This window comes from Pseudomonas fungipugnans (genome assembly GCF_029955235.1).
Lineage (GTDB): Bacteria > Pseudomonadota > Gammaproteobacteria > Pseudomonadales > Pseudomonadaceae > Aquipseudomonas > Aquipseudomonas fungipugnans.
This window is the reverse complement of sequence record NZ_JARBWL010000001.1, coordinates 2007194-2019421: the sequence shown is the minus strand read 5'-3', so window position 1 is coordinate 2019421 and position 12228 is coordinate 2007194. Positions and strand designations below refer to the sequence as shown.

Annotated in this window: 11 protein-coding genes; 6 read left to right on the top strand and 5 right to left on the bottom strand. The window is 60.2% G+C overall.

The genetic code is table 11. The features are described from left to right. Nucleotide 1 precedes the first annotated feature (1 nt). Together POF45_RS08050 and POF45_RS08045 are read right to left on the bottom strand one after the other, a co-directional pair. Nucleotides 2–772, bottom strand: a complete 771-nt coding sequence (locus tag POF45_RS08050) for a 2OG-Fe(II) oxygenase (RefSeq protein ID WP_259495668.1) — start codon at nt 770–772, stop codon at nt 2–4. A 92-nt stretch (nt 773–864) separates the two neighbouring features. Beyond that, nucleotides 865–1491 carry an alanyl-tRNA editing protein gene (locus POF45_RS08045; RefSeq protein WP_259495667.1) on the bottom strand — a complete coding sequence of 209 codons (627 nt, stop codon included), beginning with the start codon at nt 1489–1491 and terminating at the stop codon, nt 865–867. 90 nt (nt 1492–1581) lie between these two features. Here POF45_RS08045 and POF45_RS08040 point away from each other — a divergent pair, with 90 nt between their 5' ends. Continuing rightward, nucleotides 1582–2580 (top strand): LysR family transcriptional regulator, encoded by a 999-nt coding sequence (locus POF45_RS08040; RefSeq protein WP_259495666.1) that lies wholly within the window; start codon nt 1582–1584, stop codon nt 2578–2580. A gap of 133 nt (nt 2581–2713) precedes the next feature. Here the strand turns inward: POF45_RS08040 and POF45_RS08035 are convergent, their stop codons facing one another. Further along, nucleotides 2714–3121, bottom strand: coding sequence for a PA2817 family protein (locus tag POF45_RS08035; protein ID WP_007905217.1), 408 nt, complete (start codon nt 3119–3121; stop codon nt 2714–2716). A 100-nt stretch (nt 3122–3221) separates the two neighbouring features. Next, on the bottom strand, nt 3222–5669 hold the full coding sequence (locus POF45_RS08030; protein ID WP_282315494.1) for an acyl-CoA dehydrogenase: 2448 nt from the start codon (nt 5667–5669) through the stop codon (nt 3222–3224). A 249-nt stretch (nt 5670–5918) separates the two neighbouring features. Between POF45_RS08030 and POF45_RS08025 the strand changes: the two genes are divergently transcribed. From POF45_RS08025 to POF45_RS08010, 4 genes are all read left to right on the top strand, one after another. Continuing rightward, nucleotides 5919–6578: a transglutaminase-like domain-containing protein gene (locus POF45_RS08025; protein ID WP_259495664.1), complete on the top strand. Its 660-nt coding sequence runs from the start codon at nt 5919–5921 to the stop codon at nt 6576–6578. Nucleotides 6579–6621: 43 nt separating this feature from the next. After that, the gene (locus POF45_RS08020; protein ID WP_282315493.1) at nt 6622–7245 is read left to right on the top strand and encodes a glutathione S-transferase family protein; all 624 of its coding nucleotides are present in this window, start codon (nt 6622–6624) and stop codon (nt 7243–7245) included. Nucleotides 7246–7378: 133 nt separating this feature from the next. Then, complete coding sequence (locus tag POF45_RS08015) at nt 7379–8311, top strand: ABC transporter ATP-binding protein (protein ID WP_259495662.1); 933 nt, start codon at nt 7379–7381, stop codon at nt 8309–8311. Further along, on the top strand, nt 8308–9087 hold the full coding sequence (locus tag POF45_RS08010; protein WP_259495661.1) for an ABC transporter permease: 780 nt from the start codon (nt 8308–8310) through the stop codon (nt 9085–9087). Before POF45_RS08015 ends, POF45_RS08010 begins: the two co-directional genes overlap by 4 nt. 155 nt (nt 9088–9242) lie before the next feature. Here POF45_RS08010 and POF45_RS08005 read toward each other — a convergent pair whose 3' ends face one another. Beyond that, on the bottom strand, nt 9243–9758 hold the full coding sequence (locus POF45_RS08005) for a DUF2062 domain-containing protein (RefSeq protein ID WP_259495659.1): 516 nt from the start codon (nt 9756–9758) through the stop codon (nt 9243–9245). 136 nt (nt 9759–9894) lie between these two features. On the opposite strand from POF45_RS08005, the gene POF45_RS08000 reads away from it, so the two are divergent. Beyond that, a complete protein-coding gene (locus POF45_RS08000) occupies nt 9895–12129 on the top strand; it encodes a DNA internalization-related competence protein ComEC/Rec2 (protein ID WP_282315492.1) in 2235 nt (744 codons plus the stop codon). Nucleotides 12130–12228 lie beyond the last annotated feature (99 nt).

Genomic DNA, 12228 nt, shown 5'->3' with positions numbered 1-12228 from the left:
CTTAACTCCAGAAGGTCAGGGGGGAAGCATTGCCGCGATAGCCGACAAAAAATGAAAGACTCAAGCGTGGGTCTGCTACGCCCGGCGTTACCGAGTGCATGCAGCGCGAGTTGAACATGATGAAATCACCTGGATCAGGGCGAACTTCCAGGGTGGGTGGGCCGAGTAATGCCGGGTCGATGCCATAGCTGTCGCCGCGCATTTCATCGAATTGATCCGGGGTGATGTCGTGGTCCCACATCTGCAACGCGCCGCCTTCGCTGGGCATGTTCAGATAGACGTTGCAGGCGAACTGCGCCTCCAGGCTTCTGGCCTGAAAGCTGTCGGGGGCGTCCTTGGCTAAAATGTCGTGATGGGCCAGGAAACACACGCCGGGTTTCACTACCCGGGACAATCCGACATACATCTTGCGACCGTAGAGATTTTCCAGGTGTGCGCCCGCCGGCCAGGACTCATCCAGCATGCAGCGCAGGGTGTCGACGGGGGAGGAGTAGGGTGCACAACGGCTGCGCAGTTCGGCAATGTTGCTGGTAGCACGTTCGAAGTAGTCTTCGATCAGCAGTGGCTGGTTTTCCGCTTCATAAAACGCCATGCCGATGCGGCCGATACTGGGTGCGTTGATGTAGCCCTCGAAACCGGGGGCGAGAATCTTGTCGCCTATCTCGATCGCCAGCGGTTGAGGCACAAAGCCTTTGACGCGGATGGCGAGGACTTCTTCGTTGGCCAGTTTTTTTATGCACGTCTCATCGAGACGCTCGACGTCAAGCATCATGGTTCAGGTCCATCTAACGGTTAGTCAACCAAGCCCGTGAGTACGGGCTCCCCCGGCGTCGGGCGATGACAATCCGACATCGCCCCAAATGCTCAATCCACTGAGTAATGGACTGACAGCGTTCCCTTCTTCTGCGAAAGGGAGGCGATCGTGACCGTGCCCAGATCCTTCAGGCTGCGTACATGGGTACCGCCACAGCCGTAGGCCGGCAGCTCACCGAAACCGATTTCCCGGGCGCCTTCGCGCAAGGACGTGAGACGCGGCAGGTCGTTGGCGATCCACTGTTCGATGCCGTGCTGGAGAGTGTCGGCGTCGACCTCCTGCGCCGCGTCCCCCGGCTTGAACTGCACGCGACCTTCATCCGGCCAGTGGTGGGCCTTGATCGGCATCCAGCCCATGGCTTGCACGAAGTGCCCGATCAGGTGACCGGCCGAATGCATGCGGGTATTGAATCGGCGGCGTTGCTCATCGACCCGGATCTGGGTCATGCCGAGTTTTACCGGGTGGTCGACAAAATGGATGATCCGGTCCGGGTCCTGCACCACGCGCAGCACCTGGCTTTCACCGATCCAGCCGGTATCACAGGGCTGTCCGCCACCTTGAGGGTGGAACAGCGTGGCGCGCAAAACGACTGCAAACTCATTCTCGTGGGGCGTGCAATCCAGGACTTCCACATTGGCCTTGAGGTCATCACTATGGAAAAAGAGGCGAAGCGTCATATTCCATGCCCTTATTAAAGTTTCTATTTTTATTATATGAAGCGTGGAATTGCGTGATAATCCGTTCAAACATCAAAGGACTGTTGCGCTGTGAGCATAAATCTTCCGCTACCGCTGTTGGGTGAAATGGCGATTTTCGTCAAAGTCGTCGAGACCGGCAGTTTCTCCGAAGCGGCTCGTCAATTGGGTTCTTCGCCTTCGGCGGTCAGCCGCAGCATCTCGCGTCTGGAAAAGGCCCTGGCCACCCGCCTGTTGCAGCGCACCACACGCAAGTTGCGCTTGAGCGATGGCGGTGAAGAGGTGTTCAAGCGTTGTCAGGAGATGGTCAGCGCTGCCAAGTCGGTGATGGAAATCAGCGGTCAGTTCACCCACGAGGCGGAAGGGTTGGTGCGGGTCAGTGTGCCCAAAGCCGTGGGACGCTTTGTGATTCACCCGCATATGCCGGAGTTTTTGCGGCGCTATCCCAAAGTCGACGTGGAATTGTTGCTCGAAGACCGGCAGGTGGATCTGATCGATGACAACGTCGATCTGGCCATTCGGATAACCGATCGCCCTCCAGCCGGGCTGGTCGGACGTCAACTGCTGACCATTGACCACTTGCTCTGCGCAACGCCGCAGTACCTGGCCGAACACGGCACGCCGACTCATCCGCACGATCTGCTCAACCACAGTTGCATCTATCTGGGCGAAACCCCGAGCGATGCGCGCTGGAAATTCAAGAAGGGCGGCAAGGCGGTGACCGTCGGTGTGCGCGGGCGGTATGCCGCCAACCACACGGGCGTGCGATTGGGTGCGGTGTTGCAGCACATCGGCATTGGCAGCCTGCCGTATTTCACTGCGCGTTATGCACTGGAGCAGGGCCTGATCGTGCAGGTGTTGCCGGACTGGACGTTCCTGGCCTCCTACCATGGCGGCGCCTGGCTGCTGCATTCGCCCACTCGTTACCTGCCGCCCAAGCTGCGGGTGTTTATCGACTATCTGGTGGAATGCCTGGAGAAGGAGCCGACCTTGAGCAAGCGTGGCAAGCCAAGTGCCTTGGGCGTGGTCGCGGCGCAATACGAGTTGCCAGAGGGCGATGGGTTGCTCTGAAACAACATCAAAAGATCGCAGCCTGCGCCGATCATTTGCAGGCGCTGCCGAAGGCTGCGGTCTTTTGATCTTTGAACATGAAAAAAGGCCCGCATGGATCACCATGCGGGCCTTTTGCATCACTGATTCGGGATCAGTGCTTGCTGTCCTGATTGGACATCGCCAGCAGCTGTTTTTCCTGATTCCAGTCGAACGGTTCGTCGTTCTGTTCGGCTTCGAAACGACGCTCTTCCAGAGCTTGATACAGGTCGATTTCGTCATCGGGCATGTAATGCAGGCAGTCGCCGGCGAAGTACCACAGCAGGTCGCGCGGGACCAGGTGGGCAATTTGCGGGTAACGGGTGATGACCTGGCACAGGATGTCCTGGCCCAGGTACTGGCTTTCGATCGGGTCGACCGGCAGCAGTGCACGCAGTTCGTCGAAGCGCTCCAGGAACAGGGCATGGCTTTCTTCGGGAACCTGTTCGGCCTCACCCACGGCGACCAGGATGCTGCGCAGGTGGTCGAGCAAGACGAGATGATCGGCAACGACGTTGGACACGAGATAAGTCCTCAAGAGCAAAACGGGCGCGGGAGTATAAAGCCCCTGCGCCCGATTTTATATGAAGAGCTACATGTGAGTGACATGATGGCTCGTCCGATCAGCGGATTTTGCCCTCAGCTGGTGCCAGTTCCTCTTTGGCAAAATCGTCGACGTCGATCACCTTGCGTCGCGCCGCTTCGGCGTCTCGCAGGGTCTGCGCTTCAACCGGTTGCAACACGCCGGCCTCCAGGGCCGCATCGATGGCATGTTCGCCAGCTGTCGGTTTGACCTGACCGCTTTTGAGCGCCACATGCAGTTTTTTCTGCAACGGTTGTGCGGCACTCAGCAGGTTGCTGGCATGTTGCAGCGCGCCGACCGGGTCGTCAGCTGATTGTGGGCGGTAGCACCCGGCCAGCAACTCCTCCAGCGTCGGATCGCCTTTGGCTCGGCCAATCACGGCCGCCACTTCGGCGTCGAGTCTATCCGACGGCCCTTTGTGGCGACGACCAAACGGGAACACGATCACCCGCAACAGCACGCCCAACACCCGACTCGGGAAGTTGGTCAGCAGTTCATCCAGCGCACGTTCCGACTGGCCCAGGCTTTCTTCCATCGCCCAGGCGAACAGCGGCGCCATGTGCTCCGGTGAGTCGAGGTCGTGATAGCGCTTGAGCGCGGCGGACGCCAGGTACATGTTGCTGAGTACGTCCCCCAGCCGTGCCGACAGGCGTTCGCGGCGTTTCAGTTCGCCGCCCAGCAGCATCATGCTCAGGTCGGCGAGCATGGCGAATGCGGCGGCTTGACGGTTCAGGGCGCGGAAATAATTCTGGCTCAGCTTGTTGCCCGGCGCGTGTTCGAAATGCCCGAATCCAAGATTCAACACCAGCGTGCTGGCGGCATTGCTCACGGCAAAACCGATGTGCTTGAGCAGCAGGCCATCGAACTCGACGAGTGCCTGATCCTTGTCTTCACGACCTGCCAGGGCCATTTCCTTGAGAACGAAAGGATGGCAGCGAATCGCCCCCTGGCCAAAGATCATCAGGTTACGCGAGAGAATATTTGCGCCTTCCACGGTGATGAAGATCGGCGCGCCTTGCCAACTGCGGCCCAGGTAGTTGTTCGGCCCCATGATGATTGCCTTGCCACCGTGCACGTCCATGGCGTGGCTGATGCACTCACGGCCGCGCTCAGTGAGGTGATATTTCAGAATCGCCGACAGCACCGAGGGCTTTTCGCCCAGATCCACCGCGTTGGCGGTGAGCATCCGCGCAGCGTCCATCATCCAGGCGTTACCGCCAATACGGGCCATGGCCTCCTGAATGCCTTCGAAGGCCGACAGCGGGACGTTGAACTGTTCACGCACCTGCGCATACTGGCCGGTCACCAGGCTGGTGAACTTGGCCGCGCCGGTGCCGACTGCCGGCAACGAGATCGAACGCCCAACCGACAGGCAGTTCATCAGCATCATCCAGCCCTTGCCGAGCATTTCCTGGCCGCCGATGAGGAAGTCCAACGGAATGAACACGTCCTTGCCTTGGTTTGGCCCGTTCATGAACGCGGCGCCCAGCGGCAGGTGACGACGGCCGATTTCAACGCCGGCGGTATCGGTCGGGATCAGCGCCAGGCTGATGCCCAGGTCTTCCTTGTCACCCAGCAGGTGGTCCGGGTCATAGGCCTTGAAGGCCAGGCCGAGCAGGGTGGCGACCGGGCCCAGGGTGATGTAGCGTTTTTCCCAGTTCAGGCGCAGGCCCAGGGTTTCCTTGCCCTCCCATTCACCTTTGCAGATGACTCCGGTGTCGGGCATCGCCCCGGCGTCGGAGCCAGCCAGCGGGCCGGTCAAGGCGAAGCACGGGATATCGTCACCACGGGCCAGCCGCGGCAGGTAATGATTGCGTTGTTCGTCGGTGCCGTAATGCAGCAGCAGCTCGGCCGGGCCGAGGGAGTTGGGGACCATCACGGTGGACGCGAGGTCGCCGCTGCGGGTCGCCAGTTTCATCGCGACCTGGGAGTGGGCGTAGGCGCAGAAGCCCTTGCCGCCGAACTCCTTGGGGATGATCAGGGCGAAAAAGCCGTGTTCCTTGATGTGGCTCCAGGCTTCGGGCGGCAGATCCATGGATTGGCCGATCTGCCAGTCGCTGACCATGGCGCAGAGTTCTTCGGTCGGGCCGTCGATAAAGGCCTGTTCTTCTTCACTCAGTTGCGCTTTTGGATAGGACAGCAGTTTGTTCCAGTCCGGACGCCCGCTGAACAGCTCGCCATCCCACCACACCGTGCCGGCATCAATGGCATCGCGCTCGGTTTGCGACATCGGCGGCAAGGTTTTCTGGAACCAGTTGAACAGCGGCGCGCTGAAGAATTTGCGACGCAAGTCGGGCAGCAGCAACGGCGCCGCGACGGCGGCGATCAATATCCACAAAATCAGCAGCAACCAGCCCGGCGCACGGCTGAAGGCGCCCATCGCCACGACATAAACGGCAACGATGCCCAAGGCGGGCAGCGGGGCGATACGGCGATGAGCCAGAAAGGCCACGCCGACCACCAAAACCAGTATCCACAACAACAGCATATTCAATCCTCCGTGAAACCAAGGCAAAACCAACCTTCAGAGCTTAGACGGCATCCGCAAAACAGGGTGGTCAGAGCGATGTGTTTGAAATCGTGGGAAACCATGGATGAAATTTGTAGGTTCGGTGGGCAACACGCGTGGGAAATCGTTCGCCAACTGCGCGGCAATGCGCCCATGTTTGGCCGAAACGTCGTTATCTCTGTGCTGAACCTGTCGCTAGACTCGGGGCTTCCCCAGGAGATCGTTCTCATGCACGAGTATCTGCGTCCCGGCCGCTTCATCGATAGTGACCATCCCTCAGTGATGGAGTTCGCCGAAGAACACCGCGGTGCCAGTCGTAACCCGCTCGAGCAGGCGATCAATCTCTATTACGCCGTGCGCGAAGCCGTGCGGTACAACCCCTATACCTTCAGCCGCAACCCGAACACCTTGTGTGGCAGCTATGCGCTGGCGACCGGGGAAAGTTATTGCGTGCCCAAGGCCACGTTGTTGGCCGGTGCGGCGCGGCATTGCGGCATTGCGGCGCGCATCGGCCTGGCGGACGTGCGCAATCACCTGTCTACGCCGCGCCTGCTCGAACTGCTCAAGAGCGACATGTTCGCCATGCACGGTTACACCGAACTGTATCTCAATGATCGCTGGGTCAAGGCGACGCCGGCGTTCAATCAGCAACTCTGTGAACTGTTCAATGTGGCGCCGCTGGAGTTCGACGGGATCAACGACAGTGTTTTCCACCCTTTCAACCGCGACGGTGAGCAGTTGATGGAGTATCTGGTGGATCATGGCCAGTTCGCCGATGTCCCCGAAGTGTTCTTTTTCGAGCACCTGCAAAAGTGCTATCCGCATTTGTTCGGCGAGCAGTCGCCTACGCTGCTGGGCGACATGCAGAGCGATTTGAGTCGCGGCTGATCCGGCGTATGCTGCCTGCGCATTCATCCAAAAAGAGGCGGTCATGCTGAAGATCTGGGGTCGGAAAAATTCGTCGAATGTCAGAAAGCCATTGTGGGCCGCCGAAGAGCTCGGCCTGGCCTATGAAGCGATTGATGCGGGCGGCGCCTTTGGTGTCGTGGACACACCGCAATACCGGGCGATGAACCCCAACGGCCGGGTGCCGGTGATCGAGGATGACGGTTTTGTGTTGTGGGAATCCAACACCATCGTTCGTTACCTGATGGCCCGGCATGCCAGTGATTCGGCCTGGTATCCGGCAGACCTCCAGGCTCGCGCCTCGGCGGAAAAATGGATGGACTGGACCACTTCGAGTTTTGCCGGCCCGTTTCGCACCGTGTTCTGGGGCGTGTTGCGCACCCCGAAGGACAAACAGGACTGGCCGGCCATCAATGCGGCAATCAAGGAGTGCGAGCAGTTGCTGGCCATGGCCGATCAGGCGCTGGCGAGCAAACCGTATCTGTCTGGCGACGAGATCGGCATGGGCGATATCCCGCTTGGCTGTTTCATTTATGCCTGGTTCGAAATGCCCATCGAACGTGCGCCCGCGCCACACCTTGAAGCCTGGTATGGCCGATTGAAACAACGTCCGGCGTACCAAAAAGCGGTCATGACTGCGTTGACTTAATACTCACTATCGACACACTTGACTGTACTTGTGTGGCGGCGACAAGCACCATTGCATTCATGCGCCGTGGTTGTTTCAGTCGCCGCCCGCCCTTGTTTATTCCTTTCTTCCCTTCTTGGTGCGTAAATCCGATATGAGTTCCGCTCTGTCCATCCGGCAGCTAACCAAAACCTACGGCAACGGTTTCCAGGCCTTGAGTGGTATCGATCTGGATGTTGCCGAAGGTGACTTCTTCGCCTTGCTCGGCCCCAACGGCGCCGGCAAATCCACGACCATCGGCATTCTCTCGACCCTGGTGAACAAGACCAGCGGCACAGTGAATATTTTTGGTCACGACCTGGACAAGAATCCTGCGCAGCTCAAGCGCTCCATCGGCGTGGTGCCCCAGGAATTCAACTTCAACCAGTTCGAAAAGACCTTCGACATTGTCGTGACCCAGGCCGGTTACTACGGCATTCCGGCGAAAATCGCCAAGGAACGCGCCGAACAGTACCTGACCCAACTGGGCCTGTGGGACAAGCGCGATGTGCCGTCCCGTTCGCTGTCCGGTGGCATGAAGCGCCGGCTGATGATCGCCCGCGCACTGGTTCACGAACCGCGCCTGTTGATCCTCGACGAGCCGACGGCAGGAGTCGATATCGAGCTGCGGCGTTCGATGTGGACGTTCCTCACCGAACTGAACCAGAAAGGCATTACCATCATCCTCACCACGCATTATCTGGAAGAGGCTGAGCAGTTGTGCCGCAACATCGGCATCATCGACCACGGCACCATCGTCGAAAATACCAGCATGAAGCAGTTACTCAGCCAGTTGCATGTGGAAACTTTCCTGCTCGACGTCAAGAACACGCTGAACACCACGCCACAGCTGCTGGGATATCCGACCCGCCTTGTCGACGGCCATACGCTGGAAGTGCAGGTGGACAAGGCCATGGGCATCACCGCGCTGTTCACCCAACTGGCGCAGCAGAACATTGAAGTGCTGAGCCTGCGCAACAAAACCAATCGCCTTGAGGAGTTGTTCGTGTCCCTGGTGGAGAAAAATCTGTCGAAGGTGGCGGTATGAGTTCCGAGCTGCAGCCCAACCTCGTCGCGCTCAATACCATCGTTTACCGTGAGGTCCGGCGTTTTACCCGGATCTGGCCGCAGACCCTGCTGCCGCCCGCGATCACCATGGTTCTGTACTTCGTCATCTTCGGTAACCTGATTGGCCGGCAGATCGGCGACATGGGTGGCTTCACCTACATGGAGTACATCGTGCCGGGGCTGATCATGATGTCGGTGATCACCAACTCCTATGGCAACGTGGTGTCGAGTTTCTTTGGCAGCAAGTTTCAGCGCTCCATCGAGGAATTGATGGTGTCGCCGGTATCGCCGCACACGATTCTGATCGGCTACACCCTGGGCGGCGTGCTGCGCGGGTTGATGGTCGGGGTTATCGTGACGCTGCTGTCGCTGTTCTTCACCCATTTGCAGGTGCATCACCTGGGCATCACTCTGCTGGTGGTGGTGCTGACGGCGACGATCTTCTCGCTGCTGGGCTTCATCAACGCCGTGTTTGCACGCAACTTCGATGATATCTCGATCATCCCGACCTTCGTACTGACGCCGCTGACGTACCTGGGCGGGGTGTTCTATTCCATCACCTTGCTGCCGCCTTTCTGGCAGACCGTGTCCCTGGCCAACCCGGTGTTGCACATGGTCAACGCCTTCCGTTACGGCATTCTCGGGGTGTCGGACATCAAGATCAGCGTGGCGATTACCTTCATGCTGGTGGCGACCGTGGTGCTGTATGTCGGTTGTGCGCGGTTGCTGGTGAGTGGGCGCGGGATGCGTACCTGACGTTTGACCGTGTCGCCTGCTTTCGCGAGCAGGCTCGCTCCCACACTGGATCCATGTCGCACCAAAGATCCCCTGTGGGCATGGGCTTACTTGTGAAGGGGTCAGTCCAGACACCACAAAAAAACGGCCTCCACCTCGGAGGCCGTTTTGCATTCTCACATCCGGCGTTGCTTGCGCCGCTTCCACTGCCGCCCCACCCACCAGCGCCAATACAGCATGGTCAGGCAATAGGCCAATGCCCCCAGCACCAGCCCCGTTACCACCGAACCCAGCAGAAATGGTTGCCATAACGTCGAAAGCTCGCCGCTGATCCATTCCCAGGTCAATGCGTCCGGCATCGAACGGGCGGGCACATTCATCAGCCAGGCACCGGTCTTATAAGTGCAGAAGAACACGGCCGGCATGGTGATCGGGTTGGTCAGCCAGACCAGGCTGACGGCAATCGGCATGTTGCCCCGGACCATGATGGCCAGAATCGCCGCCACCAGCATCTGCAACGGAATCGGCAGGAACGCGGCAAACAGACCCACCGCCATGGCCCGGGCTACCGAGTGGCGATTGAGGTGCCAGAGGTTCGGGTCATGCAGCAGGGTGCCGAGAAAGCGTAAGGATTTGTGTTCCCTGATGCTGGTTGGGTCTGGCATGTAACGTTTGAATAAGCGCCGGGGCATAAGGCTTCTCGGTCGGTTCAGGCGGCAAGTATGTCTGGATTCCATGAAGCGCCCATTCAGACTTTGTGACAATTGATAACGACAGCCATGCGTCGGGACGGCTATGCCTAGGGAGGGGACTCTCAAGGACGGGCTTATGCGCACAGGGATGGTGGCGCTGGGGCTCGGGCTCCTGACGTTACGTTTTTTACCGGCATTGCCGCCGGTATGGGTTTGGCTGTTGCTGCCGGTGGTGGGGTTGATGCTCCTGCCGTTCAGAACGTATCCACTGGCGTTTTATCTGTTCGGCTTCAGTTGGGCCTGTGGCTACGCGCAGTCGGCGTTGAATGACCGCTTGTCGATCAAGCTTGATGGCGAAACGCGCTGGGTCGAAGGGCGGGTCACGGGCTTGCCGCAGAGTAACGACACGGTGGTGCGCTTCGAACTCGCAGATGCACAGTCGCGGCGCGGGACATTGCCGTCGTTGATGCGTCTGGCCTGGCATGCTGGTCCGCCTGTCCAGAGCGGCGAGCGCTGGCGCCTGGCGGTGAAGTTCAAGCGCCCGACCGGGCTGCTCAACCCTCATGGCTTTGACTATGGGGCCTGGCTGCTGGCGCAAGGCATCGGCGCGACTGGCTCGGTCAAGGATGGTCAGCGCCTGGCCCCGGCGCAGCGGGCCTGGCGCGACGGTATCCGACAGCGCCTGCTCAGTGTTGACGCTCAGGGGCGGGAGGGGGCACTGGCGGCATTGGTGTTGGGCGACGGCGCCGGGCTGAGCCGCGAGGACTGGCAGGTGTTGCAGGACACCGGCACTGTTCATTTGCTGGTGATTTCCGGGCAGCACATCGGCTTGCTGGCCGGATCGGTCTATTTGCTCATCGCCGGGTTGGCCCGCTATGGGCTGTGGCCCGGGCGCTTGCCCTGGTTGCCATGGGCCTGTGGTCTGGCGTTCGCGGCGGCGCTTGGCTATGGCTTGCTGGCCGGCTTCGATGTACCGGTGCGGCGCGCCTGCGTGATGATCGGTCTGGTGTTGCTGTGGCGCCTGCGCTTTCGTCATCTCGGGGCCTGGTGGCCGCTGTTGCTGGCCTTTGACGGTGTTCTGCTGCTGAACCCGTTGGCTAGCCTGCAACCGGGGTTCTGGTTGTCATTTGCTGCGGTGGCGGTGCTGATCTTCACGTTTGGCGGCCGCCTCGGTCCCTGGCGCTGGTGGCAGACCTGGACCCGAGCGCAATGGCTGATCGCAATCGGCTTGTGTCCGCTGTTGCTGGTGCTGGGGTTGCCGATCAGTGTCAGCGGGCCATTGGTCAATCTGCTGGCGGTGCCCTGGATCAGTCTGGTGGTGCTGCCTCCGGCCCTGCTGGGGACATTGTTGCTGCCGCTGCCTTATGTGGGGGAGTGGCTGCTGTGGCTGGCGGGCGGTTTGATCGAACTGATGTTCAAGGGGCTGGCGTTGATGGCCGGTCAACTGCCCGCGTGGGTGCCAGTGGCCATTCCTCTTTGGTGCTGGGCGATAGGGGCTCTGGGGGCCGTCCTGTTATTGCTGCCGCGTGGCGTGCCGTTGCGACCGTTGGGATGGCCGATGCTGCTGTTGCTGGTTTTTCCACCCCGGCAGTTGCTGCCTGAGGGCATGGCCGAGGTCTGGCAACTGGATGTCGGTCAGGGGCTGGCCATTCTCGTCCGCACCCGGCATCACACGTTGTTGTATGACGCCGGGCCGCGTTTGCGCGATTCCGATCTGGGGGAGCGGGTGGTGTTGCCCGCGTTGCGCAAACTCGGGGTCAAGGGCCTCGACCTGATGCTCATCAGTCACGCCGACGCCGATCACGCCGGCGGCGCACACGCCGTGGCCAACGGGCTGCCAGTACAGCGAACAGTCAGCGGTGACCCCGATGGCCTGTCCAGCGCATTGCAGGCCGGACCTTGCGAAAGTGGCGAGCAATGGGTCTGGGACGGTGTCCACTTCCAGCTCTGGCAATGGTCGGCGGCCAGCGACAGCAATCAAAAATCCTGCGTGTTGCAGATTGAGGCCAGCGGCGAGCGACTCCTGCTGACCGGTGACATCGACGTCCCCACCGAGCGGGCGCTGCTCGATAGCCCGCTTGCGGTGCCAACCGACTGGTTGCAGGCGCCGCACCATGGCAGCCGCAGTTCGTCGTCGATGGCGTTGCTGGCCGGGCTGCAATTCAAGGCGGTACTGGTGTCCCGTGGCCAGGGCAATTCGTTCGGCCACCCACACCCGACTGTCATTGCACGCTATGCAAAACTTGGGATGGCGATCTACGACAGCGCCGAGCACGGTGCCATTCGTTTGCAACTGGGGAGTTTCCAGCCGCCCTCGACGATGCGCCTGGAGCGGCGCTTCTGGCGCGATCCGCCACCCCTTGGTCCATAACCGCACGTTATGAAAGCCCGACCGGATGCGACATCACAGTCTTCGGTGGACCGATCCCCCTATGTTAGAGTGGCGCACTTTTTCGAGGGGGCTGTCACT

Excerpts from the sequence above, each read along its gene's own strand:
- POF45_RS08050 (WP_259495668.1), bottom strand. The coding sequence starts at position 772 with ATGATGCTTGACGTCGAGCGTCTCGATGAGACGTGCATAAAAAAACTG.
- POF45_RS08045 (WP_259495667.1), bottom strand. The coding sequence starts at position 1,491 with ATGACGCTTCGCCTCTTTTTCCATAGTGATGACCTCAAGGCCAATGTG.
- POF45_RS08030 (WP_282315494.1), bottom strand. The coding sequence starts at position 5,669 with ATGCTGTTGTTGTGGATACTGGTTTTGGTGGTCGGCGTGGCCTTTCTG.
- POF45_RS08025 (WP_259495664.1), top strand. The coding sequence starts at position 5,919 with ATGCACGAGTATCTGCGTCCCGGCCGCTTCATCGATAGTGACCATCCC.
- POF45_RS08020 (WP_282315493.1), top strand. The coding sequence starts at position 6,622 with ATGCTGAAGATCTGGGGTCGGAAAAATTCGTCGAATGTCAGAAAGCCA.
- POF45_RS08015 (WP_259495662.1), top strand. The coding sequence starts at position 7,379 with ATGAGTTCCGCTCTGTCCATCCGGCAGCTAACCAAAACCTACGGCAAC.
- POF45_RS08010 (WP_259495661.1), top strand. The coding sequence starts at position 8,308 with ATGAGTTCCGAGCTGCAGCCCAACCTCGTCGCGCTCAATACCATCGTT.
- POF45_RS08005 (WP_259495659.1), bottom strand. The coding sequence starts at position 9,758 with ATGCCCCGGCGCTTATTCAAACGTTACATGCCAGACCCAACCAGCATC.
- POF45_RS08000 (WP_282315492.1), top strand. The coding sequence starts at position 9,895 with ATGCGCACAGGGATGGTGGCGCTGGGGCTCGGGCTCCTGACGTTACGT.